Origin of the sequence: Actinocorallia populi (assembly GCF_002995495.1) — a bacterium.
GTDB classification, from domain to species: Bacteria; Actinomycetota; Actinomycetes; order Streptosporangiales; family Streptosporangiaceae; genus Actinocorallia; species Actinocorallia populi.
Genome location: NZ_PVZV01000001.1, coordinates 627,724 through 649,396, shown reverse-complemented (window position 1 = coordinate 649,396; position 21,673 = coordinate 627,724). Strand labels below are relative to the sequence as shown.

The following is a 21,673-nucleotide window of genomic DNA, read 5'->3' as shown; positions in this document are numbered from 1 at the left end:
CCATCTTCCCCGCGGCGACCCGCCTCCGGCGGGATTCCGGCAAAACAAAAGCCCCCGCACACGGCGGGGGCTTTCACCATGATCTTCCCAGAAGATCCCCGATGAACCGGGAGATCCCCGTCAGCTCGGGTAGACGACCACGTAGCGCTCGGGCTCCTCGCCCTCGGACTCGCTGCGCAGGCCCGCCGCGGCGATCGCGTCGTGGACGATCTTGCGCTCGAAGGGCGTCATCGGCGCCAGCGGCTTGGGCTTTCCGTCGCGCTTGACCTCCTCGCACACGTCGCGGCCGAGCTTGCTCAGCTCCTCGCGCCGGCGCTCGCGGTAGCCGCCGACGTCCAGCATGAGCCTGGTGCGGTTGCCGGTCTGCCGGTGCACCGCGAGCCTGGTCAGCTCCTGCAGCGCCTCCAGGACCTCGCCGCGCTTGCCGACCAGTTCGTCCAGGTCGCTGCCCACGACGGACACCATCGCCCGCTCGCCCTCCACGTCGAGGTCGATGTCGCCGTCGTAGTCGGCGATGTCGAGCAGGCCCTCGATGTAGTCGGCGGCGATGTCGCCCTCTTGCTCCAGCGCCTCGATCTCGGCTGCTGCGGTTTCGGCCACCGCTGTCTCCGTTTCCTGGATGGGAGTGTCAATCTAACGCTTGGAGGAGCCTGTTCGCTTGCTCCTCGACTGCCGCGTCGGCTGCTTGCGCACGACCGTGGGGCCTTCTTTGCGGATCTCCGCCGCGGCGGCGGCCTCGGCGGCGCGGCGCTTCTTCAGCAGGCCGCCCGAGCCGGCGGGCTCGTCCTTCTTGGCGCCGCCCTTGGGGGTGCCCCCCTTGGAGCCGCCCTTGGCGGAGTCCTTGGTGTCCTTGTCGTCCCCGGCGAGGGGCATCGGGTAGCGCTTGTAGATGTAGTGCGACTGCGCCAGCGTCCAGGTATTGGAGGTGACCCAGTAGAGCAGCACGCCCAGGGGGAAGCCCAGGCCGAACAGACCGAAGACCGGCGCCAGCCAGACCATCATCTTCTGCGCGGTGGCCATCGGGTTGTCCGGGTCCATCGCCGGCTGGCGGGACATGCTCGCCCGCATGGTCAGGAAGGTGGTGGTCGAGGAGATGATCACCGCGATCACGCAGACGATCACGCCGCTGGTCGAGGTGCCCCAGGCCTTGAGGAAGCTGTCGGAGATGCTCGCGCCGAAGATGCTGGCGTTGTTGGCGCTGTGGACGAGGTCCGGCGAGATCCCGTGGCTGCCGTTCCCCTCCTTGGCGTTGGCCATCTTGTTCAGCACGTTGAACAGCGAGATGAAGATGGGGAACTGCACCAGCAGCGGCAGGCACCCGGAGATCGGGTTGGCCCCGTTCTCCTGGTAGAGCTTCATCGTCTCCTGGTTGAGCCGCTGCTTGTCGTTCTTGTACTTCTTGCGCAGTGCCTGCAGCTGCGGGTTGAGCGCCTGCATCTTGCGGGAGGACTGGATCTGCTTCACGAAGAGCGGAAAGATCAGGATCCGCATCAGCACGGTGAGCAGTACGATCGACCCGCCCCAGGCCCACCCGCTGTCGGGGTCGATGCCGAGGAAGGTCAGGCCGCTGTGGATCTGGACGAGGATCCACGCCACGGCCCGGTACAACGGATCAAGCGTCACCGGTCTGCTCCTAGCGAGTCTGGGTCTGCGGGCTCAGGGGTCGGGTGGTCGATGCCGGACGCCTCGCCACGGCCGGTACGAGTACGCGGTTCAGGAACCGGATCGTACCCGCCGGGATGAAAGGGATGGCACCGGCCGACACGTGCGACGGTCAGCCAGAAGCCGTGAAGGGCTCCGTGTGTCTGCAGGGCCGTGAGCCCGTAGGTGCTGCAGCTCGGCTCGAACCGGCAGGTGGGCGGTAGCAGCGGGCTGACGAACCGCCGGTAGAAGCGCACGAAGCCGATCAGCGTCCACGCGATCGGCCCCGGTCTCCGGCTCATGACTGCCCCTTGCCCGACGGTTTCAGCAACCGGCCGAGCGCGGAGTCGAGATCCCTGGCCAGTTCCTCCGACGATGCGGACGCCGCCTTGGGGTTGGCGCGCACCACCAGCAGGCTACCCGGAGGCAGCAGGCTCAGCCTGTCCCGGACGAGGTGCCTCAGCCGGCGCTGCACCCTGCCGCGCACGACGGAATTGCCCACCGCTTTGGAGACGATGAAGCCGACGACGGAGTTCCCGTCGGCGTCTCCACCGGTGAAAAGGTGCGCAACGAGATGTGGCCGTCCGGCGCGGACACCGCGCCGGACGGCCAACGTGAACTCGTGGCGCCGCCGCATCCGGTGACCGGAGGGCAGCATGGGTCGATCGTCAGACCGCGACGCGCGCGCGGCCCTTGCGCCGACGCGCGGCGAGGATCGCCTGCCCGGCACGGGTGCGCATGCGCAGCCGGAAGCCGTGCTTCTTGTGACGACGACGGTTGTTCGGCTGGAACGTACGCTTGCTCACTGCTGACTCCTGCTGCTCTGACGATAAGGATCGCATCGCGGGCACGTTTGGTCCCTCGCAGCGGGGGCCCGCCCACCTGAAGGCTCGACGGGCACGCGTCACCACCATCGATGCGACTCGACCGTAGAACGTTACGTTCTCCCCGCCCACCGGGTCAAACGGAAGGGTCTCGATCGCCTTCCGGCCGGGCTCCTCGCACCCGTCCCCGCCCATGGTCAGAGTTATACACAGCTTGTGGACAAACCTGTGGATGAAACATGAGAGAGTAGGGTCTTCCTGCTCCTGAAGGTCCCCCTGAGCTCTGGCTTGAGGCCCCGCGCGGACGACGGGCGGGAGGTCAAAGATACGCATGGGGGAGGCTTCACAGTGGACGGACAGGACCTCGAGTCCCTCTGGAACCGTTCGGTGGACGCCCTTCCCGAAGTGCCCGCCCACCAGCGCGCCTGGCTCGGCGTCACCCGGCCCATCGGCATCTTCGACGGCATGGCCCTGCTGGCGGTGCCCAACGACTTCGCCAAGAAGACCCTCGAACAGCGGGTGACCTCGCTCATCGAGACCACCCTCTCCCAGGAGCTGGGCCAGCCGATCCGGGTGGTGCTGACCGTCCAGCCGGAGATCTCCCGGCAGCCGCCGCCCCCGCCGGTCCAGCAGCCGTCCTACCCCGCCCCCCCGCTCCCGCAGCAGCCGTCGTACGAGCAGCAGCCGTACGAGCAGCGCCAGGAGCCGCGGCAGGGGTACCGGCAGCCGGAGCTCCCCCCGCAGGCCGGGCGCGAATCCCGCCCCGCGGATGTTCGTCCACAAGATCTTCCACAGGCCGAGGCCCCCCCTACCTCGGGTTCCGCAAGTTATCCACAGGCCGGTGGACAACTTCCTCCACAGCCTGTGCGTCCTTCCCACATCGCCGGCCACACCTTCGGCGGCCCCGAGCCCGAGCTGTTCACCCCCGCGGCGCACGCCCCTCAGGCCGAACCCGCGCAGCCGGAGGTCGTCTCGCCGCCCGCCCCCTGGCAGAGCGGCGGGGGAAGGGGCGACGACGCCCAGGCCAAGGGGACCATCGAGGCCGCCCGGCTGAACCCCAAGTACACCTTCGAGACCTTCGTCACCGGCGCGAGCAACCGCTTCGCCCAGGCGGCGGCGGTCGCGGTGGCCGAGTCGCCGGCCAAGGCCTACAACCCCCTCTTCATCTACGGGGAGTCCGGCCTCGGCAAGACGCACCTCCTGCACGCCATCGGCCATTACGCCCGGAGCCTGTTCGACGGTGCCCGCGTGCGCTACGTGAGCTCCGAGGAGTTCACCAACGACTTCATCAACGCCATCCGCGACGGCAAGGCCGAGAGCTTCCGGCGCCGTTTCCGCGAAGTGGACATCCTCCTCGTCGACGACATCCAGTTCCTTGAGGGCAAGGAGCAGACGCAGGAGGAGTTCTTCCACACCTTCAACACGCTCCACAACGCCAACAAGCAGATCGTCATCTCCTCCGACCGCGCCCCCAAGCAGCTGGTCACCCTGGAGGACAGGCTCCGCAACCGCTTCGAGTGGGGCCTGATCACCGACGTCCAGCCGCCCGAGCTGGAGACGCGCATCGCGATCCTGCGCAAGAAGGCGGTGCAGGAGGGGCTGGCCGCCCCGCCGGACGTGCTGGAGTTCATCGCCACGAAGATCTCCACCAACATCCGGGAGCTGGAAGGCGCGCTCATCCGGGTCACGGCGTTCGCCAGCCTCAACCGGCAGTCGGTGGACCTGCGCCTGGCCGAGATCGTCCTGAAGGACCTGATCCCCGACACCGGCGGCCCCGAGATCACCGCGGGCATGATCATGGCGCAGACCGCCACGTACTTCGGCATCGAGATCGACGACCTGTGCGGGGCCTCGCGCTCGCGGGTCCTGGTGACCGCCCGCCAGATCGCGATGTACCTGTGCCGCGAGCTCACCGACATGTCGCTGCCCAAGATCGGCCTGCAGTTCGGCGGCCGCGACCACACCACGGTCATGCACGCCGACCGCAAGATCCGCTCGCTGATGGCCGAGCGCCGCTCGATCTACAACCAGGTCACCGAGCTGACCTCGCGCATCAAGCAGCAGACCCGCGGCAACCGCTGAGCCGCGAACCCACCTGAATCACGTCATCCTCGGATCATTGCGCCCACTGCCTGTGGATAAAGTTGGGGATAACCTGTGGACATCATGGGGACAACCTGTGGACGGGCTGTGGACGTCCTGTGGATGATTTCTCGACCATTTTTCGAGCCCTGTGGACGGACTCGTGGATAACCTGTGGAGAACCTGTGAATTACCTGGGGAAAACCTGGTGGAGGGCTTCCCTCGTCCACAACCTAATTCCATCTACTTTCGCCCGATTTGCTCCCACAGAATGTCACTGCTGTGGATAACCTGTGGAGAACCTGTGGGCAACAAGAGATCGAATTGGGGATGAGCTGTGGACAGGTTTCGGCCGTCCACAGGGGCCCCGGTTGTCCACAGACTTCTACCCACAGGCTCGGTGGATAAAACTTCGGCTCTGAGCTGGGGCGGAAGGGGTTATCCACGGTTTCCACAGCCCCTATGACTATGACTACTCCAGTTATCCAGTGAAGAAAAGAAGATCAGTACCCATCAGGGTCCCGCGGGTCCGCGTTCCACCGGGCCCCGGCCACGGCCCTGGCCAAGCCCCGAAAACCCTCGACGATCAGGAGGCGGGTCCATGAAGTTCCGCATCGACCGTGACGCTCTCGCCGACGCCGTGGCCTGGACGGCCCGCACCCTCCCGGCCCGTCCGCCCGTCCCGGTGCTGGCGGGCATGCACCTGGAGGCCACCGAGGAGGGCCTCAGGCTGTCCGCGTTCGACTACGAGGTCTCCGCCCAGGTGTCGGCCGAGATCGACTGCCACGAGCCCGGCACGGCCCTCGTGAGCGGCCGGCTGCTCGCCGAGATCTGCCGGGCGCTTCCTCCCCACCCTGTGGACGTCACCACCGACGGCGCCAAGGTCACGCTCAAGTGCGGCAGCGCGAAGTTCACCCTCCAGACGATGCCCGTGGAGGACTACCCGTCCCTGCCGTCGCTGCCGCCCGTCGCGGGCACCGTGGGCAGCGACGAGTTCGCCGTGGCCGTCGCCCAGGTCGCCATCGCCGCGGGCCGTGACGACACGATCCCCATGCTCACCGGCGTGCGGGTGGAGATCGACGGGGACACCGTGACGCTGGCGTCCACCGACCGCTACCGGCTGGCCGTGCGTGAGCTCAAGTGGAGCCCCGACAGCCCCGACCGCACGGGCGTCGCGCTCATCCCGGCCAAGACCCTCGCCGACACCGCCAAGTCGCTGACGTCCGGCGCCGAGGTGAAGATCTCCCTGGGCGGGGGCGACGGCAAGGACGAGAACATCATCGGCTTCGAGGGCGGCGGCCGTAAGACCACCTCGCGCCTGCTGGACGGCGACTTCGTGAAGTACCGCTCGCTCTTCCCCGCCGAGTACGCCGGATACGCCGAGATCCAGACGGGCCCGTTCGTCGACGCCCTCAAGCGCGTCTCCCTGGTTGCCGAGCGCAATACCCCTGTGCGGCTCTCATTCCGCCAGGGAGAGGTCGTCCTGGAGGCGGGCACCGGGGATGAGGCTCAGGCCGTGGAGGCCCTGGAGGCCACTCTGGAGGGCGAGGACATCGACATCGCCTTCAACCCCACGTACGTGCTCGACGGGCTCGCCCAGATCGCCTCGGACATCGCCCGGCTGTCGTTCACCACGCCGACCAAGCCGGCGGTGCTCACCGGCAAGCCGCTCGACGACGGCGGGGTGCCCGGCTACCGCTACCTGATCATGCCCGTCCGGCTGTCCGGCTGACCCGCGGGCCGTCCGGCGCGCACGGCCCGCGAAGGGCCCCGCGGCGGATGTGTCCACCCCCTGTGGATAACCGGGTTGTCCACAGGGGGGAGCGGGCTGTGGATAAAAGGTGTGGAAGATCCCACTGCGTCGGAGATGGCCGAATGATCGGATTTCCGGGTAGGGCATCCGGGGACGGCTAGCCTTGGGGGGTCTCCCACAAGGAAGCACTACGGGTCCTCCCGGAACGGGAGGTTCCGGACACCCGCACACCCGTACAAGGAGCGGTAATGGAACTCGGCCTCATCGGTCTGGGCAAGATGGGCGGGAACATGGCCGAGCGGCTGCGCCGCGGCGGCCACACCGTGGTCGGCTACGACCGCGACCCGTCCCTCGGCGACGTGAAGTCCCTGGAGGAGCTGGTGGAGCGGCTCGCCGCCCCCCGCCTCGTGTGGGTCATGGTCCCGGCAGGCGGTCCCACCCAGGAGACCGTCGAGCGGCTCGGCGAACTGCTCTCCCCCGGCGACACCGTCGTCGACGGCGGCAACTCCCACTACGTGGACGACCAGAAGCACGCCGAGTACCTGAAGGCCAAGGGCATCGGGTTCGTCGACTGCGGCGTCTCCGGCGGCGTCTGGGGCCTGGAGAACGGGTACGCGCTCATGGTCGGCGGCACCGAGGAGGACGTGGCCAAAGCGCGGCCGGTCTTCGACACCCTCAAGCCGGAGGGCGACTACGGCTTCGTCCACAGCGGCGAGGCCGGCGCGGGCCACTTCGTGAAGATGGTCCACAACGGCATCGAGTACGGCATGATGCAGTCCTTCGCCGAGGGCTACGAGCTGATCAAGGCCAGCGGCATCGTCAAGAACACCCCGGAGACCTTCCGCAGCTGGCAGGAGGGCACGGTCATCCGCTCCTGGCTGCTGGAGCTGCTCAACCGGGCGCTGGCCGAGGACCCCGAGCTCGCCGACATCCGCGGCTACGCGCAGGACAGCGGCGAGGGCCGCTGGACGATCCAGGCCGCGGTCGACCACGCGGTCCCGCTGCCGGCGATCACCGCCTCCCTCTTCGCCAGGTTCGCCTCCCGCCAGGACGACTCCCCGGCGATGAAGGTCGTCGCCGCCCTGCGCAACCAGTTCGGCGGCCACGCCGTCGAGAAGAAGTGAGACGAGCGGTACCCGCCTGACGGCGGACCAGCGGTCCACGGGGACGCGCCCGGCGGCGCGCCGCCCGTGGCCGAGGCGCACCGAACTCATCCACAGGCTGTGGGACGGTCGGGACGGGAGCGACCCTAGACTCGCTTCCTGTGTACGTCGCCCATCTGAGCCTCACCGACTTCCGCTCCTACGCCTCCGCCGAGGTGGCGATGGAGCCGGGGGTCAGCGCCTTCCTGGGGCTCAACGGGCAGGGCAAGACCAACCTCGTCGAGGCGGTCGGCTACGTCGCCTCCCACGGGAGCCACCGGGTGGCGACGGACGCGCCCCTGGTCCGCCAGGGCGCCGCCCGCGCGATTGTGCGGGCCCGGGTGGTGCGCGACGTCCGCGAGGCGCTCATCGAGCTGGAGATCAACCCGGGCCGCGCCAACCGGGCCAGGCTGAACCGCGCGCCCGTCCCCAGGCCCCGGGAGATCCTGGGGATGGTGCGCACGGTCCTGTTCGCGCCCGAGGACCTCGCGCTGGTCAAGGGGGACCCGGGGGAGCGCCGCCGCTTCCTGGACGAGCTGCTGACGGCCCGCACCCCCCGGTTCGCCGGGGTCCGCGCCGACTACGACCGGGTGCTCAAGCAGCGCAACGCCCTGCTGAAGTCGGCCGTGCAGCAGCGCCGTTCGGCCACGCCGGAGCTGCTGTCCACCCTGGAGGTGTGGGACTCCCATCTGGCCCAGGTCGGCGCCGAGCTGCTGGGGGCGCGGCTGGACCTGGTCTCCGAGCTCGCCCCGCTGGTGGCCAAGGCCTACGCCGAGCTCGCCCCCGGTGCGGGCGCGGGCCTGGAGTACCGCTGCTCCCGCGAGGGGGAGCCGCCCGTGAGGGGCCGCGGGCCCGACGGCGCGCCGTCCACAGGCCGTGGAGAACTCGTGGACTTCCTGTTGACGGGCCTGGCCGAGGTGCGCAGGCAGGAGCTGGCCCGCGGCACCAGCCTGGTCGGGCCGCACCGCGACGAGCTGATGCTCAAGCTCGGCGACCTACCCGCCCGCGGCTACGCCAGCCACGGCGAGTCCTGGTCGTTCGCGCTGGCGCTGCGGCTGGCCGCCTACGAGCTGCTGCGCTCCGACGGCGACGACCCGGTCCTCATCCTCGACGACGTCTTCGCCGAGCTGGACTCCGGGCGCAGGCGCCGGCTCGCCGAGATGGTCTCCCCCGCCGAGCAGGTGCTGATCACCGCGGCGGTGCCCGAGGACGTCCCCCCGCAACTGTCGGGGGCCTCTTATAACGTCTCCGCAGGGGAGGTGAGCCGTGTCGGAGGATGAGCCGAAGCCCAAGACGGGCATCGAGCTGGCGCGCGAGGCGCTCGCCCAGGCCAGGGCGGACGCGGCCAAGCGCCAGTCGGTCCCCGGCCAGCGCCGCCGCCGCACGGCGGCCGGCTCCCCGCGCGACCCCCGTCGCGGCGGCGGTCCCCAGCTCTTCGGTTCGGGCATCAAGCAGCTGCTCTCCGACCGGGGCTGGGAGCAGCGCGCCGCCGTCGGCGGCCTCTTCGGCGACTGGGAGCGCGTCGTGGGCCGCGACGTGGCCGAGCACACCCGGCCCGGCGCGTTCGAGGACGGCGAGCTGGTCGTCTCCTGCGACTCCCCCGCCTGGGCGCAGCAGGTGCGGCTGCTGTCCGGGCAGCTGGTGCGCAGGCTCAACGAGGAGCTGGGCGAGGGCACGGTACGCAGGGTGAAGGTCGTGGGCCCCCAGACGGTCCGCAAGCCCGGCCAGTGGCGTGTCCGATAAGTCTGTCGGGCCGGTCGGGCCGGTTTGTCAAGCGGCACGTACGCGCCAGTAGACCCCGGGGTGAGTAGGGGGATGTGGGTTCCCGTCCGTTTGGCCGCCAGATTTGCGCTCAGCCCCCGTCACTGGCAACTTTCACCCCCTGACCCGGTAGACTGACCCTGGGCTCAGGACACTGCACCGTAACGTGGCGATCTGTATTGGACATGGTGCGGTCGCCGTCTGTGTTTCCACGTTCAACCAAACCGCGTGTTACGGGGCATGCGCAAACGGTGGGTGTCCCCGGCAGGAGGCTTCCCTTTGTCGTACGACGCTAGTTCCATCACTGTCCTCGAGGGCCTGGAAGCGGTACGCAAGCGCCCTGGCATGTACATCGGCTCCACCGGTGAACGAGGACTGCACCACCTGGTCTACGAGATCGTGGACAACGCGGTGGACGAGGCCCTCGCCGGGTACAACGACAAGATCGTCGTGACGCTGCGCGCGGACGGCGGGGTGAGCGTCCTGGACGAGGGCCGCGGCATCCCCGTCGGCCTGCACCCGGTCGAGCAGGTCCCCGCCGTCCAGCTGGTGCTCACCACCCTGCACGCCGGCGGCAAGTTCGACAGCCAGTCCTACGCGGTCTCCGGCGGTCTGCACGGCGTGGGCGCGGCCGTCGTGAACGCGCTGTCCACCTCCTTCGAGGTGGAGGTCCACACCGAGGGCCACGTCTGGCGTCAGCAGTACCGGCAGGGCGTGCCGCAGGCACCCCTGTCGAAGGACGAGGAGACCGCCCGGACGGGCACCACCGTCACGTTCTGGGCCGACGACACGATCTTCGAGTCCACCGAGTACAGCTTCGAGACCCTCAGCCGCCGCTTCCAGGAGATGGCCTTCCTCAACAAGGGCCTGTCCATCACCCTGATCGACGAGCGGCCCGGTCACGAGACGGACGAGGGCGCCCCCTTCACCGTCACGTACTACTACGAGGGCGGCATCTCCGACTTCGTCCGGCACATCAACGCCAAGAAGGAGCCGGTCCACAACTCGATCATCTACTTCGAGTCCGAGGGCCAGGGCGTCGCGCTGGAGATCGCGATGCAGTGGAGCAACGCCTACTCCGAGTCGGTCCACAGCTTCGCCAACACCATCAACACCGCCGAGGGCGGCACCCACGAGGAGGGCTTCCGCTCGGCGCTCACCGGCATCGTCAACCGGTACGCCCGCGACCAGAAGCTCCTCAAGGAGAAGGACGACAACCTCACCGGCGAGGACGTCCGCGAGGGCCTGACGGCGATCATCTCGATCAAGCTGTCCGACCCGCAGTTCGAGGGCCAGACCAAGACGAAGCTGGGCAACACCGAGGCCAAGTCGTTCGTCCAGAAGACCTGCAACGACTTCCTCAAGGACTGGTTCGACGCCAACCCCGGCGAGGCCAAGGAGATCATCAACAAGGCCTCGCAGGCGGCCCGCGCCCGCATCGCCGCCCGTCAGGCGCGCGACCTCACCCGGCGCAAGAGCCTGCTGGAGACCACCTCCCTGCCGGGCAAGCTGAGCGACTGCCAGTCCACCGACCCGGCCGAGTCGGAGATCTACATCGTCGAGGGCGACTCGGCGGGCGGTTCGGCCAAGGGCGGCCGCGACCCGCGCTTCCAGGCCATCCTGCCGATCCGCGGCAAGATCCTGAACGTGGAGAAGGCGCGGATCGACAAGGTCCTCAAGAACGCCGAGGTCCAGGCGATGATCACCGCGCTGGGCTCGGGCATCCACGACGAGTTCGACATCACCAAGCTGCGGTACCACAAGATCATCTTGATGGCCGACGCCGACGTCGACGGCCAGCACATCCGCACGCTGCTGCTCACCCTGCTGTTCCGCTTCATGAAGCCGCTGGTGGAGGCCGGGCACGTCTACCTGGCCCAGCCGCCGCTGTACAAGATCAAGTGGAACAAGACCGGCACGGACTACGACTACGTCTACTCCGACCGGGAGCGCGACCAGACCATCGAGGCGGGCATGGCGGCAGGCAAGCGCGACCCGCGCGCCAACGACGGCGTCCAGCGCTTCAAGGGCCTGGGCGAGATGAACGCCGACGAGCTGTGGTCCACCACCATGGACCCGGCCCGGCGCGTCCTGCTGCAGATCACCCTGGACGACGCGGCGCAGGCGGACGATCTCTTCTCCGTCCTCATGGGCGAGGACGTCGAGGCCCGCCGCTCCTTCATCCAGCGGAACGCCAAGGACGTCCGGTTCCTGGACATCTGATCCGCAGGCCGCTCCCTGCCTTTCCCGAACCTGCCATGAACGAAGAGGGTTGTAAGTGACCGAGGTGACGAGCGAGGGCCACGACCGGATCGAACCGGTCGACATCCAGGACGAGATGGCCAAGAGCTATCTCGACTACGCGATGTCGGTGATCGTGGGCCGCGCGCTCCCCGATGTCCGTGACGGTCTCAAACCGGTGCACCGGCGCGTGCTGTACGCGATGTACGACGGCGGCTACCGGCCCGACCGCGGCTACTTCAAGTGCGCCCGCGTCGTCGGCGACGTCATGGGCTCCTACCATCCGCACGGCGACAGCTCGATCTACGACGCCCTCGTGCGGCTGGCGCAGACGTGGTCGCTGCGCTACCCGATGGTCGACGGCCAGGGCAACTTCGGCTCGCCCGGCAACGACCCGGCCGCGGCCATGCGCTACACCGAGTGCAAGATGGCACCGCTGGCGATGGAGCTGCTGCGCGACATCGAGAAGGACACCGTCGACTTCTCGCCGAACTACGACGGCAAGCAGCAGGAGCCGGACGTCATGCCGTCCCGGTTCCCCAACCTGCTGGTCAACGGCTCGGCCGGCATCGCGGTCGGCATGGCGACCAACATCCCGCCGCACAACCTGCGCGAGGTCGCCGACGGCGTCAAGTGGTACCTGGAGAACTACGGCGCCGACGACGAGGAGCTGCTCGACGCGCTCATCGAGCGCATCAAGGGCCCGGACTTCCCGACCGGCGCGCTCATCGTGGGCCGCCGCGGCATCGAGGACGCCTACCGCACCGGCCGCGGCTCCATCACGATGCGCGCCGAGGTCGAGGTCGAGGAGATCCAGGGCCGCACCTGCCTGGTCGTCACCTCGCTGCCCTACCAGGTCAACCCGGACAACCTCGCGCTGAAGATCGCCGAGCTGGTCCGCGAGGGCAAGCTGTCGGGCATCGCCGACGTCAGGGACGAGACCTCGGGCCGGACCGGCCGGCGCCTGGTCATCGTCCTCAAGCGCGACGCCGTCGCCAAGGTCGCCCTCAACAACCTGTACAAGCACACGCAGCTGCAGGAGACGTTCGGCGCCAACATGCTGGCGCTGGTCGACGGGGTGCCGCGCACCCTGCGCGTCGACCAGTTCGTGCGGCACTGGGTGACCCACCAGATCGAGGTCATCGTCCGGCGCACCCGCTTCCTGCTGCGCAAGGCCGAGGAGCGCGCCCACATCCTGCGCGGCCTGCTCAAGGCGCTGGACCGCATCGACGACGTCATCGCCCTCATCCGGCGCAGCCCGTCGGCGTCCGAGGCCGAGCAGGGCCTGATCGAGCTGCTCGTCATCGACCAGCTGCAGGCCCGCGCCATCCTCGACATGCAGCTGCGCAAGCTGGCGGCCCTGGAGCGCCAGGCCATCATGGACGAGTACGACTCGCTGATGGCCGAGATCGCCGACTACAACGACATCCTGTCCTCGCCCGAGCGCCAGCGCTCCATCGTCGGCGACGAGCTCGCGACGATCGTGGACAAGTACGGCGACGAGCGGCGCACCGAGATCATCCCCTTCGACGGCGACATGTCCATCGAGGACCTCATCGCCGAGGAGGAGATCGTCGTCACCATCACCCGTGACGGCTACGCCAAGCGCACCCGCACCGACCACTACCGGGCGCAGCGGCGCGGCGGCAAGGGCGTGCGCGGCGCGCAGCTCAAGCAGGACGACATCGTCGAGCACTTCTTCGTGACGACGACGCACCACTGGATCCTGTTCTTCACCAACAAGGGCCGGGTCTACCGCGCCAAGGCCTACGAGCTGCCCGACAGCGGCCGTGACGCGCGCGGCCAGCACGTGGCCAACCTGCTGGCGTTCCAGCCGGACGAGAAGATCGCCCAGGTGATGGACCTGCGCGACTACCAGGTGGCCCCGTACCTGGTCATCGCCACCAAGACCGGCATGATCAAGAAGACGGCGCTCCCCGCCTACGACTCGCCCCGCTCGGCCGGCCTCATCGCGATCGGCCTCAAGGACGACGACGAGGTCATCGCGGCCCGGCTGGTCTCCGCCGACGACGACCTGCTCATGGTCTCCACCTCGGCGCAGGCGATCCGCTTCAAGGCCGACGACGACCAGTTGCGGCCGATGGGGCGCGACACCCGCGGCGTCATCGGCATGCGGTTCGACGAGGAGCAGGAGCTCCTGGACGTTCACGTCATCCGCGACGGCGGCGACGAGGAGGTCCTGATCGCCACCGAGGGCGGTTACGCCAAGCGGACCCCGGCCGACCAGTACCCGGTTCAGGGACGGGGCGGCAAGGGTGTGCTCACCGCTAAGATCGTGCAAAATCGCGGCACGCTGGTCGGGGCGCTCATGGTCCGCCCCGAGGACGAGGTGTTCGCTATGACGTCCAGCGGCGGCGTCATCCGCACCAGCGCTGGCGAGATCAAGCAGTCCGGCAGGCAGACGATGGGTGTCCGTCTGGTCAACCTCGCGGAGGGCGATGTCGTGGTCGCCATCGCGAGGAACGTAGAGTCGATCGAAGACTCCACGGAAGCCGTGGCGGAGGAAGAGGGAAGTGAGAGCCCGTGAGCACGACCTCCCAGAACGAGGACAAGGCGGACGGCACCCCCGATCCCGCCGACTCCGAGAAGACGGTGAAGGGCGAGGCCGTACCCGCTGAGTCCGAGGAGGACAGGGGCGAGGAGGCCGCGGACAAGGCAGTGGCGGGCAAGCCGACGCTGACGCCCGCGGTGGACGAGACGGTCATCGACGCGCCCTGGACGGTCGCGGCCGAGCCGTCGGACTCGGTGTTCGCCGACCGCGCCCCGGCGCCGGGCGCCACCGCCGCGATGCCCACCGTCACGGACGGCGCGCCGTCGCCGGAGCCGAAGTCCCCGCTGCCGCCGCAGCCGAGCACCGACCGCCCGGTGGCGTCGGCGGCCTCCGCGGCCGCGGCGCTCGCCTCCAGGCTCGGCCGCCAGCTCACCGGGGACTCCGGCCGGGAGGGCGACGAGGAGGGCAAGGACGGCAAGTCGTCGCGCAAGGCGCACCTGCAGATCGCGCGGTTCGAGCCGTGGACGGTGATGAAGTTCAGCTTCGTCATGTCCCTGGTCTGCTTCGTGGTGCTGTTCGTCGCCGTCACGGTGCTGTACATGGTGTTGTCGGGTCTGGGCGTCTTCGACTCGATCTCCGAGGCGATCAACGAGACCACCAACGGGCCGGACCAGAGCTCGGACGCCGGCGACTGGTTCTCCGCGGGCCGCATCCTGGGCTACACCGCTCTGCTGGGCGCGCTGAACGTGCTGCTGATCACCGCTCTGGCCACCGTGGGCTCGGTCATCTACAACCTCGCCGCCGAGTTCGTCGGCGGGGTGGAGGTCACCCTCAAGGAGGCCGAGTAACCAGTTCGCGTTGCCCGATGAGATGGGGTAATCTCACTTCTCGTCGCCACGGAGGAGAAACCCTCCAGGCAACGCCCGGGCGTATAGCTCAGTCGGTTAGAGCGCATCCCTGATAAGGATGAGGCCCCAGGTTCAAGTCCTGGTACGCCCACTCGGAGACTTCACCGGATCGCTCAGGCGGTCGGTGAGCAGTAGTCCACAAGGCCGGTTCTCGATACGGGGACCGGCCTTGTCTCTTCTCAGCTCCCCCCGGTGTCAGAGGAGAGGGATTCCTTTGTCACCATGGGTGAAGCTTCACAGGGCCATGGGTGACGGACCGGGAAGAGGTGGCATGCGGGCGGGGGCCGAACTTGCGGGCCGCTACCGGCTGGACGAGCCGGTGCGCCGCGACGGTGCGGGAGAGCTCTGGCAGGGGGTCGACCTCTTCCTGGGCCGGATGGTGACGATCCGGGTGCCGCCCGCCGACCCGCCGGAGGACGAACGGTCCCGCGCGCAGGCGCTGGCGCACTTCCAGCGCGAGTCCCGTGCCGCCGTCGAGCTCATCCACCCGGGCATCGCCCCGGTGCAGGACGTCGGCGAGCACGAGGGGCGCCCGTTCCTGGTCCTGGAGCCGTGGGGGAGCCGGGACCTGGGCACCGAGCTGGCGCGGGAGCCGCGCGGCCTCCCGATCAGCACCGTGCTCGACTACGGCATCCAGGCGGCTGACGCGCTGGCCGCCGCGCACTCGGCGGGCCTGGTGCACGGCGAGGTGAACCCCTCCTGCCTGCTGCTGTCGGAGGACGGCACGGTGAAGCTGTGCGACTTCGGGATCGCCGTGCTGCGCGACCCGGCGAAGGCCGGGCTGCTCGACGAGCGCACCGACCTCCACTCCCTCGGCGTCACCATCTTCTGCCTGCTCACCGGCGAGGGCGCCGGGCCCGCCGGGCGGACGCCCTCGGCCCGCTCGTTGCGCCGGGGGATCCTGCCCGAGCTCGACGTGCAGCTGGGCGACCTGCTGGCCGGTGAGCCGGGGCGCGGCCCGGCGAAGGCCACCGAGATCGCCGAGATGCTGCAGCGGACGTGCGCGCCGTACGAGTCCCGGTACAGGTTGCGCCTGCTCGCCGAAGCCGAACGGATCGCCTGGTCCATCCCGTTCTGGCACCACCGGATGCCGGTGCTGCGCGGCATCGTCGAGGTGCTGGCCGAGGAGGACCCGGCCGGCGCGGAGCGCCTCGCCCGCACCGTGACCAAACCGCACTTCCAGGCCTCGTTGCTGCTGACCATCGCGGGCAGGCAGATGGGCCGCGACCCGGGCCGCGCCGAGAAGCTGTTGACGGCCGTGGAGGCGCTGGCCTACACGGCCTCCGATCCGGTGTTCTCCCGGGACGGCATCCTGCGCGAGCTGGCGGACCTGGTGGCCGCGCACGATCCCGCGGAGGCCGTGCGCCTCGTCCAGAACATCTCCAGCCCGTACGACAAGGCGTGCGCGCTGTGCGACCTCGCCGGGACGTTGGCGGCGCGGGATCCGGGACGGGCGGGGGAACTGCTGCTGGAGGCGGCGGCGCTCGTCGCCACGATCCCCGTCACGTCCACGCGGATCGTGATGGCCTGCCGGGTCTCCCACGCGCTCGCCGAGCGCGATCCGCGGCTGGCGCGGGAGCTGCTGGCCGACGCCGAACGGCTGGCCCGCACGGACGGGTCCACCCGGGGCGGCGGATGGGACGGCGACCAGCCGCCGCAGAACGGCTGGCTGGCCCAGATCGTGGGGGCCCTGGCCGTGCAGGACCCGGTGGCGGCCGAACGCCTCGCCCGCGACATCGAGGATCCTGCGATGCGCGACACGGCTTTGGAGTACGTCGTGGAGGCGCTGTCCCGGCACGACCCCGCGGCGGCCGAACGGCTGGCCCGCGGCATCGAGGGGCCGTCCGCCCGCGACGTGGCGCTGGGCGTCATCGTGCGGGCCCTGGCCGTGCGGGACCCGGCCGGCGCGGAGCGCCTCATCGGCGACATCGAGGACCCCGATTTCCGTGTCACCCCCTGGCTGGACCTGGTCAGGGCGCAGACCGGCCGCGACCCGGTGCTCGCCGAACGCATCGCCCGCGCCATCCCCGACCCCGAGTCCCGCGCCTGGCGGTTGCGGGACGTCGCGGAGGCGGTGCGCGCCGAGCGCCCCCGGCACGCGGAGGGACTGCTCGCCGAGGCCGCGGAACTCCCGCTCAGCACGCCCGCGCTCCGCGAGATCGCCGGCTCGCTGGCCGCCCTGAACCCCTCGGCGGCCGAACGCCTCGCCCGCGGCCTCGACGACCCGGCCCACTGCGCCCGCGCGCTGCGCGACGTCGCCTCCGCCCTGACCGTGCAGGCCCCGCACCGCGCCCGCGGCATCCTGGCCGAGTCCGAGCACCTCGCCCGCACCCTGATCCGGCCCCACGACCGCGACGGCGTGCTGGGCGAGATAGCCCGCTCCCTGGCCGAGATCGACCCCCCGGAGGCCGAACGCCTCGCCCACACCATCGGCGCTCCCGACCAGCAGGCCTCCGCCCTCCGCGACATCGCCGCGACCCTGGCCTGCTACGACGCCGCCCCCGCCCGCAGACGGCCCGCATAGCGCGTTCCCCGTGACCCCGCCTCCGCCATGCGGTGTGTGGACTTCGTCTTCGGCGGGTCGTCACCTCAGGTAGGGATGCGGCCGGGGGACGCGCTTGGTTTCACGTGGATCCATGGAATTCGTGGACGACCTCGATCAGGCCGACGAGGTGGTCGTTGAACTCCTCGAGTTCTTCGGCGGGCACCCAGAGTTCGAGGATGTCGCGGCCGCCGGCCTGGCGGACGGGGTAGCGGGCGGCGAAGCCGGCGTCCACGGCGAACCGCGTGACGTAGCCGGAGCCGGAGGCGGGGACGTTCCAGTCCCGGACGATTTTGATGGCGTAGTCCTCGTTGAGCACCGGGTAGAAGATCGGCTGCTCGGGGAGCCGGGGCGGCCAGCGGCGGTTGCCGGACGCGCGGACGAGGGCGAGCTCCTCGGGGCCCGTCGGGCGCCACAGGGTGAGGGTCCGGCTCATCATGTCCCTCCTTGTTGTTCTCTTGCTGAGTGTATGGAGGGTGTCAATGGGTTTCGGCCGGTGTGACCACGCGGGGAGGCACCGCCCGCGACGCTGCTTTCCGTCATGCGGTGAGGTGGTAGAAGCGCCACAGGTCGTGGTCGATGGGCGCCTCCTTGAAGGAGGTGTAGCCCGCGGCGGCGGCGTACTCGCCGACGGTCGGTGCGCGCAGGACGGTGCCCGCTTCGACCTTGGCGCCTTCGGCGCGGGTCGCGGGAAGGCAGTGCAGCGTGCTGAAGGCGTAGTTGAGGCGTTCCCGGATGTCGCCGGGCGCGGTGTAGGAGTCGGCGACGCGCTCGTCCCCGATGAGGACGGAACCGCCGGGGACGAGCATGCGCCGTACGTTGTGCAGGACGCCCACCGGGTCGGCCATGTCGTGCAGGCACTCGAAGCAGCAGGCCAGGTCGTACCGGAGGCCTTCGGGGTCGAAGGCGGCGGCGTCGGCGCGGGTGAAGGAGACGCGGTCGGCGACGCCCCGCGCCGCGGCGTTCTGGCGGGCCTCGGCCACCGACGCCTCGTCCAGGTCGATGCCGTGCACGCGGGCGGCGGGGAAGGACTCGGCGATGGCGATCGTGGACCATCCGGTGCCGCAGCCCAGGTCGAGCACGTGGGAGCCTTCCTCGGCCAGCCGGGACGGGACGCCGGAGAGGGCGCCGATCCACGCGGCGATCGAGCGGAGGAACATGGGCCGGTTCAGGCGTCCGATGCCGTGGCGGGTGCCCGCGCCGTAGGTGGCGAAGGAGACGCCCCCGCCGGTCCGGAAGGCCTCGGCCACGTGGTCGATCACCCCGGCGACGGAGGCGACGAAGCCGGGGAGCGCCCCCAGGTAGAAGGGGCTGTCCTGGTCGACGAGGACCGAGTGCAGCCCGTCCGGCAGGCGGAACGTCCGCTTGTAAGCGTCGTCGTCCGTGCCGTCCACGGCCAGCCATCCGGCCGCGCCCTGCTGCTCCAGCCACTCCCGGGCGTAGCGGGGGTGGACACCGGCCCTGTCGGCGAGGCCGTGCGCGTCCAGGGGGCCGCCTGCGAGCGCCTCGTACAGTCCGAGCCGCACGCCGAGGCAGGTGTTGAGCGTCTCCATCGCGGCGGCGGCGTCGTTCAACATCCGTTCGACCAGCAGTTCCTCAGTGGTGGTCATGTTCCGCTCTCCTCCTCGAGTCGTTCGGGCGCACCGCTCGCGCCCCCTCTACGCTGCTCTTATCGCTGAGGGTGATCATTCTGTCACGTAACGGGCGCGTCTAGCCGGGGTTTGGTCCGCCCCAAAAGGGAAAGAAGCCCGCAAAACCCGTGAAGTGCCTGCTGGAGGGGGAGCCGGCTGGGCTTAGGGTTTGGGAAGCAATGCTTGACGGATCCGGTTCTTCTCACCGGACGAAGAACGAGTAGGGAGAGGGGTGCGGTGTCCGATAGTTCGGACTCCGGTCATAGAACGAGCCCGTCGACGGAGCCGGGTGAACCCCGGTGACGGTCTTGTTCGGGTTGGCCGCCGTGTTCATCCTGACGGCGGCGACCGGGTATTTCGTGGCACAGGAATTCGCCTACGTGACGGCCGACCGCATCGAGCTGGAGCAGGCGGCACGCGAGGGCGACAAGAAGGCGGCACGGGCCGTCAGGGTGCTGGAGCGGCTGTCGTTCATGCTCTCCGGCGCACAGCTGGGGATCACGGTCACCACCCTGGTGGTGGGCTTCATCGCCGAACCGGCCCTGGCCCAGCTGATCAGGCCGCTGCTGGACCCGCTGGGCGTGCCCGACGCCGCCGTCGGCGGGGTGGCGCTGGCCCTGGGATTCGTCCTGGCGATCGTCATCCAGATGGTGCTGGGTGAACTCTTCCCCAAGAACCTGGCGCTGGCCAGGCCGGAGACCCTGGCCCGGGTGCTGGCCCCGTCCACGCTGGTGTACCTGACGGTCGCGTCCCCGCTGATCAGGTTCTTCGACTCCTCGGCCAACCGGGTGCTGCGCACGGCGGGCATCGAGCCGGTCGAGGAGCTGCACCACGGCGCGACGCTGGAGGAGCTCGGCCTGATCATCGGCGAGTCCGAGGAGGAGTTCGCCGACGAGCACGTCCACCTGCTGGAACGGGCCCTGGTGTTCTCCGACCACACGGCCGACCAGGCGATGATCCCGCGGATCGACGTGGTGACCATCCCGGCCGAGGCCACCGCCGACGAGATCGTGGAGATCATCGGGCGGCACGGCCACACCCACTACCCGGTGGTCGGGGAGCGGGTGGACGACATCGTGGGCGTGCTGGGGCTGCGGCAGCTGCTGCCGGTCGGCGACGAGGAGTGGGACAAGGCGACGGCCGGGCTGCTGGCCCGTGAGGCGCTGCTGGTCCCGGACTCGCTGCCGCTGCCGGAGGTGATCGTCCAGATGCAGGAGCGCAGGGACGAGATCGCGGTGGTGATCGACGAGTACGGCGGGTTCGCCGGGCTGCTCACCCTGGAGGACGTGGCCGAGGAGCTCGTCGGGGACATCTCCGACGAGACCGACCAGGAGATCCCCCAGGTCAGGCCGCAGGACGAGTGGTGGCATCTGGACGCGGGGCTGCGGATCGACGAGATCGACCAGCTCATCGACCTGGAGCTGCCCGAGGGCGACTACGACACCCTCGCGGGGCTCATCCTGCACCGGCTGGGCAGGTTCGCCGAGCCCGGTGACGTGATCGAGGTCGAGGAGGGCGGCCGGACCATCGAGATCGAGGTGCTCAGCAAGGGGCACCACGTCCCCGAGAAGGTGCGGCTGCGCGAGCGGCCCGGCCGGGTGGAGGAGTCGCGATGAGCGTGCCCACCGGGATCCTGCTGACCGTTCTGCTGCTGCTGGGCAACGGCTTCTTCGTCGCGGCGGAGTTCGCGCTGGTGGCCGCCCGGCGGCCCCGGCTGGAGAAGGCCGCAGCCGAGGGGAGCCGGGCCGCGGCCTCCGCCGTGGCCGGGATCCGCGAGTTGTCGCTGATGCTGGCCGGCGCCCAGCTGGGCATCACCATGTGCTCGCTGGGCCTGGGCATCGTCTCCGAGCCGGTGATCGCCGAGGTGCTCAGCCCGCTCTTCCACGGGCTGGGCCTGTCGTACACCGTCTCGCACGCGGTGTCCTTCGTGATCGCGCTGGCGCTGGTGACGTTCCTGCACATGGTCATCGGGGAGATGGCGCCCAAGTCCTGGGCGATCGCCCGCCCGGAGCGCTCGGCGCTGCTGCTGGCGCTGCCGTTCCGCGGCTTCACCCGGTTGTTCCGGCTGGTGCTGCTGGCGCTCAACCGCACGACCAACGGGCTGCTGCGGCTGATGCGGGTGCAGCCGCGCGACTCGATGTCGGTCTCGCGCACCCCCGACCAGCTCAGGCATCTGGTGGAGGAGTCCCGCCGCCTCGGCCTGATCGACGAGGTGGACCGCAACGTGCTCAGCCGGGCGCTGGACGCCCCGGAGACCAGCCTGGTCCCGCTGATCACCCCGCTGCACGAGCTGACCGTGGTGGAGCCGGACGCCGACGCCGGCACCGTCATCGACACCGCGGTGCGCACCGGGCACACCCGGCTGCTGTTGCGCGACGGCGACGGCGAGCTGATCGGCATGGTCCATGCCAGGGACGCCTACCTGGCGCGGGCCAAGGGCATGCCCTTCCGCGCCAGGGACGCCGGCCATCCGGTGCCGGTGCTCACCCCGGAGACCCCGGTCGCCGGCGCGCTGGCGGTCCTGCGGAGCCGGCACAGCCAGCTCGGCCTGGTCCGCGACGAGCACGGCCTGGTCGGCCTGGTCAGCCTGGACGACCTGGTCACCACGCTGCTGGCCCCGGCCGAGCGGTGATGCC

18 protein-coding genes and 1 tRNA gene are annotated in these 21,673 nt (G+C 69.8%); 12 read left to right on the top strand and 7 right to left on the bottom strand.

All coding sequences use genetic code 11. From position 1 onward, the window contains the following. Nucleotides 1-120: 120 nt before the first annotated feature. The 5 genes from C2865_RS03260 to rpmH are packed head-to-tail and all read right to left on the bottom strand — an operon-like array spanning nt 121 to nt 2,447. Nucleotides 121-600 (bottom strand): Jag family protein, encoded by a 480-nt coding sequence (locus tag C2865_RS03260; protein WP_106396754.1) that lies wholly within the window; start codon nt 598-600, stop codon nt 121-123. 33 nt (nt 601-633) lie between these two features. Beyond that, complete coding sequence (yidC, locus tag C2865_RS03255) at nt 634-1,623, bottom strand: membrane protein insertase YidC (RefSeq protein WP_106396753.1); 990 nt, start codon at nt 1,621-1,623, stop codon at nt 634-636. Next, nucleotides 1,620-1,943 carry a membrane protein insertion efficiency factor YidD gene (yidD, locus tag C2865_RS03250; RefSeq protein ID WP_106396752.1) on the bottom strand — a complete coding sequence of 108 codons (324 nt, stop codon included), beginning with the start codon at nt 1,941-1,943 and terminating at the stop codon, nt 1,620-1,622. Before yidD ends, yidC begins: the two co-directional genes overlap by 4 nt. Then, a complete protein-coding gene (gene rnpA / locus C2865_RS03245; RefSeq protein ID WP_106396751.1) occupies nt 1,940-2,299 on the bottom strand; it encodes a ribonuclease P protein component in 360 nt (119 codons plus the stop codon). The genes yidD and rnpA overlap by 4 nt, the downstream gene beginning before the upstream one ends. Before the next feature lie 10 nt (nt 2,300-2,309). Continuing rightward, nucleotides 2,310-2,447 (bottom strand): 50S ribosomal protein L34, encoded by a 138-nt coding sequence (gene rpmH / locus C2865_RS03240; protein WP_106396750.1) that lies wholly within the window; start codon nt 2,445-2,447, stop codon nt 2,310-2,312. Between the two features lie 366 nt (nt 2,448-2,813). Between rpmH and dnaA the strand changes: the two genes are divergently transcribed. The 10 genes from dnaA to C2865_RS03190 all read left to right on the top strand — a co-directional run bounded on the left by dnaA (nt 2,814) and on the right by C2865_RS03190 (nt 17,388). Beyond that, entirely contained in the window at nt 2,814-4,547 is a 1,734-nt protein-coding gene (gene dnaA / locus C2865_RS03235) for a chromosomal replication initiator protein DnaA (protein ID WP_106396749.1), read from the top strand. A gap of 601 nt (nt 4,548-5,148) precedes the next feature. Continuing rightward, nucleotides 5,149-6,279, top strand: coding sequence for a DNA polymerase III subunit beta (gene dnaN, locus C2865_RS03230; protein ID WP_106396748.1), 1,131 nt, complete (start codon nt 5,149-5,151; stop codon nt 6,277-6,279). A gap of 269 nt (nt 6,280-6,548) precedes the next feature. Continuing rightward, nucleotides 6,549-7,424 (top strand): phosphogluconate dehydrogenase (NAD(+)-dependent, decarboxylating), encoded by an 876-nt coding sequence (gnd, locus tag C2865_RS03225; protein WP_106396747.1) that lies wholly within the window; start codon nt 6,549-6,551, stop codon nt 7,422-7,424. Nucleotides 7,425-7,564: 140 nt separating this feature from the next. Continuing rightward, entirely contained in the window at nt 7,565-8,722 is a 1,158-nt protein-coding gene (gene recF, locus C2865_RS03220; RefSeq protein ID WP_106396746.1) for a DNA replication/repair protein RecF, read from the top strand. Further along, a complete protein-coding gene (locus tag C2865_RS03215; protein ID WP_198652860.1) occupies nt 8,709-9,185 on the top strand; it encodes a DciA family protein in 477 nt (158 codons plus the stop codon). The genes recF and C2865_RS03215 overlap by 14 nt, the downstream gene beginning before the upstream one ends. Before the next feature lie 297 nt (nt 9,186-9,482). Continuing rightward, a complete protein-coding gene (gene gyrB / locus C2865_RS03210) occupies nt 9,483-11,426 on the top strand; it encodes a DNA topoisomerase (ATP-hydrolyzing) subunit B (RefSeq protein WP_232835315.1) in 1,944 nt (647 codons plus the stop codon). Between the two features lie 55 nt (nt 11,427-11,481). Continuing rightward, entirely contained in the window at nt 11,482-13,992 is a 2,511-nt protein-coding gene (gene gyrA, locus C2865_RS03205) for a DNA gyrase subunit A (protein WP_106396744.1), read from the top strand. After that, on the top strand, nt 13,989-14,804 hold the full coding sequence (locus tag C2865_RS03200) for a DUF3566 domain-containing protein (RefSeq protein ID WP_232835314.1): 816 nt from the start codon (nt 13,989-13,991) through the stop codon (nt 14,802-14,804). The genes gyrA and C2865_RS03200 overlap by 4 nt, the downstream gene beginning before the upstream one ends. A 77-nt stretch (nt 14,805-14,881) precedes the next feature. After that, nucleotides 14,882-14,955, top strand: a tRNA-Ile gene (locus tag C2865_RS03195). Nucleotides 14,956-15,135: 180 nt separating this feature from the next. Further along, nucleotides 15,136-17,388, top strand: a complete 2,253-nt coding sequence (locus C2865_RS03190) for a protein kinase domain-containing protein (RefSeq protein ID WP_198652858.1) — start codon at nt 15,136-15,138, stop codon at nt 17,386-17,388. Nucleotides 17,389-17,488: 100 nt separating this feature from the next. Here the strand turns inward: C2865_RS03190 and C2865_RS03185 are convergent, their stop codons facing one another. Further along, nucleotides 17,489-17,842, bottom strand: a complete 354-nt coding sequence (locus C2865_RS03185; RefSeq protein ID WP_106397457.1) for a hypothetical protein — start codon at nt 17,840-17,842, stop codon at nt 17,489-17,491. Between the two features lie 103 nt (nt 17,843-17,945). Beyond that, nucleotides 17,946-19,016, bottom strand: coding sequence for a class I SAM-dependent methyltransferase (locus C2865_RS03180; protein WP_106396742.1), 1,071 nt, complete (start codon nt 19,014-19,016; stop codon nt 17,946-17,948). Between the two features lie 320 nt (nt 19,017-19,336). Here C2865_RS03180 and C2865_RS03175 point away from each other — a divergent pair, with 320 nt between their 5' ends. Beyond that, nucleotides 19,337-20,653, top strand: coding sequence for a hemolysin family protein (locus C2865_RS03175; protein WP_106396741.1), 1,317 nt, complete (start codon nt 19,337-19,339; stop codon nt 20,651-20,653). Beyond that, on the top strand, nt 20,650-21,669 hold the full coding sequence (locus C2865_RS03170) for a hemolysin family protein (protein WP_106396740.1): 1,020 nt from the start codon (nt 20,650-20,652) through the stop codon (nt 21,667-21,669). The genes C2865_RS03175 and C2865_RS03170 overlap by 4 nt, the downstream gene beginning before the upstream one ends. The last annotated feature ends 4 nt before the right edge of the window (nt 21,670-21,673 follow it).

Bases quoted from the DNA above. Each gene is read 5' to 3' on its own strand.
- yidD (WP_106396752.1), bottom strand. From the start codon at position 1,943: ATGAGCCGGAGACCGGGGCCGATCGCGTGGACGCTGATCGGCTTCGTG.
- rnpA (WP_106396751.1), bottom strand. From the start codon at position 2,299: ATGCTGCCCTCCGGTCACCGGATGCGGCGGCGCCACGAGTTCACGTTG.
- dnaN (WP_106396748.1), top strand. From the start codon at position 5,149: ATGAAGTTCCGCATCGACCGTGACGCTCTCGCCGACGCCGTGGCCTGG.
- gnd (WP_106396747.1), top strand. From the start codon at position 6,549: ATGGAACTCGGCCTCATCGGTCTGGGCAAGATGGGCGGGAACATGGCC.
- C2865_RS03190 (WP_198652858.1), top strand. From the start codon at position 15,136: ATGCGGGCGGGGGCCGAACTTGCGGGCCGCTACCGGCTGGACGAGCCG.
- C2865_RS03185 (WP_106397457.1), bottom strand. From the start codon at position 17,842: ATGAGCCGGACCCTCACCCTGTGGCGCCCGACGGGCCCCGAGGAGCTC.
- C2865_RS03180 (WP_106396742.1), bottom strand. From the start codon at position 19,016: ATGACCACCACTGAGGAACTGCTGGTCGAACGGATGTTGAACGACGCC.
- C2865_RS03170 (WP_106396740.1), top strand. From the start codon at position 20,650: ATGAGCGTGCCCACCGGGATCCTGCTGACCGTTCTGCTGCTGCTGGGC.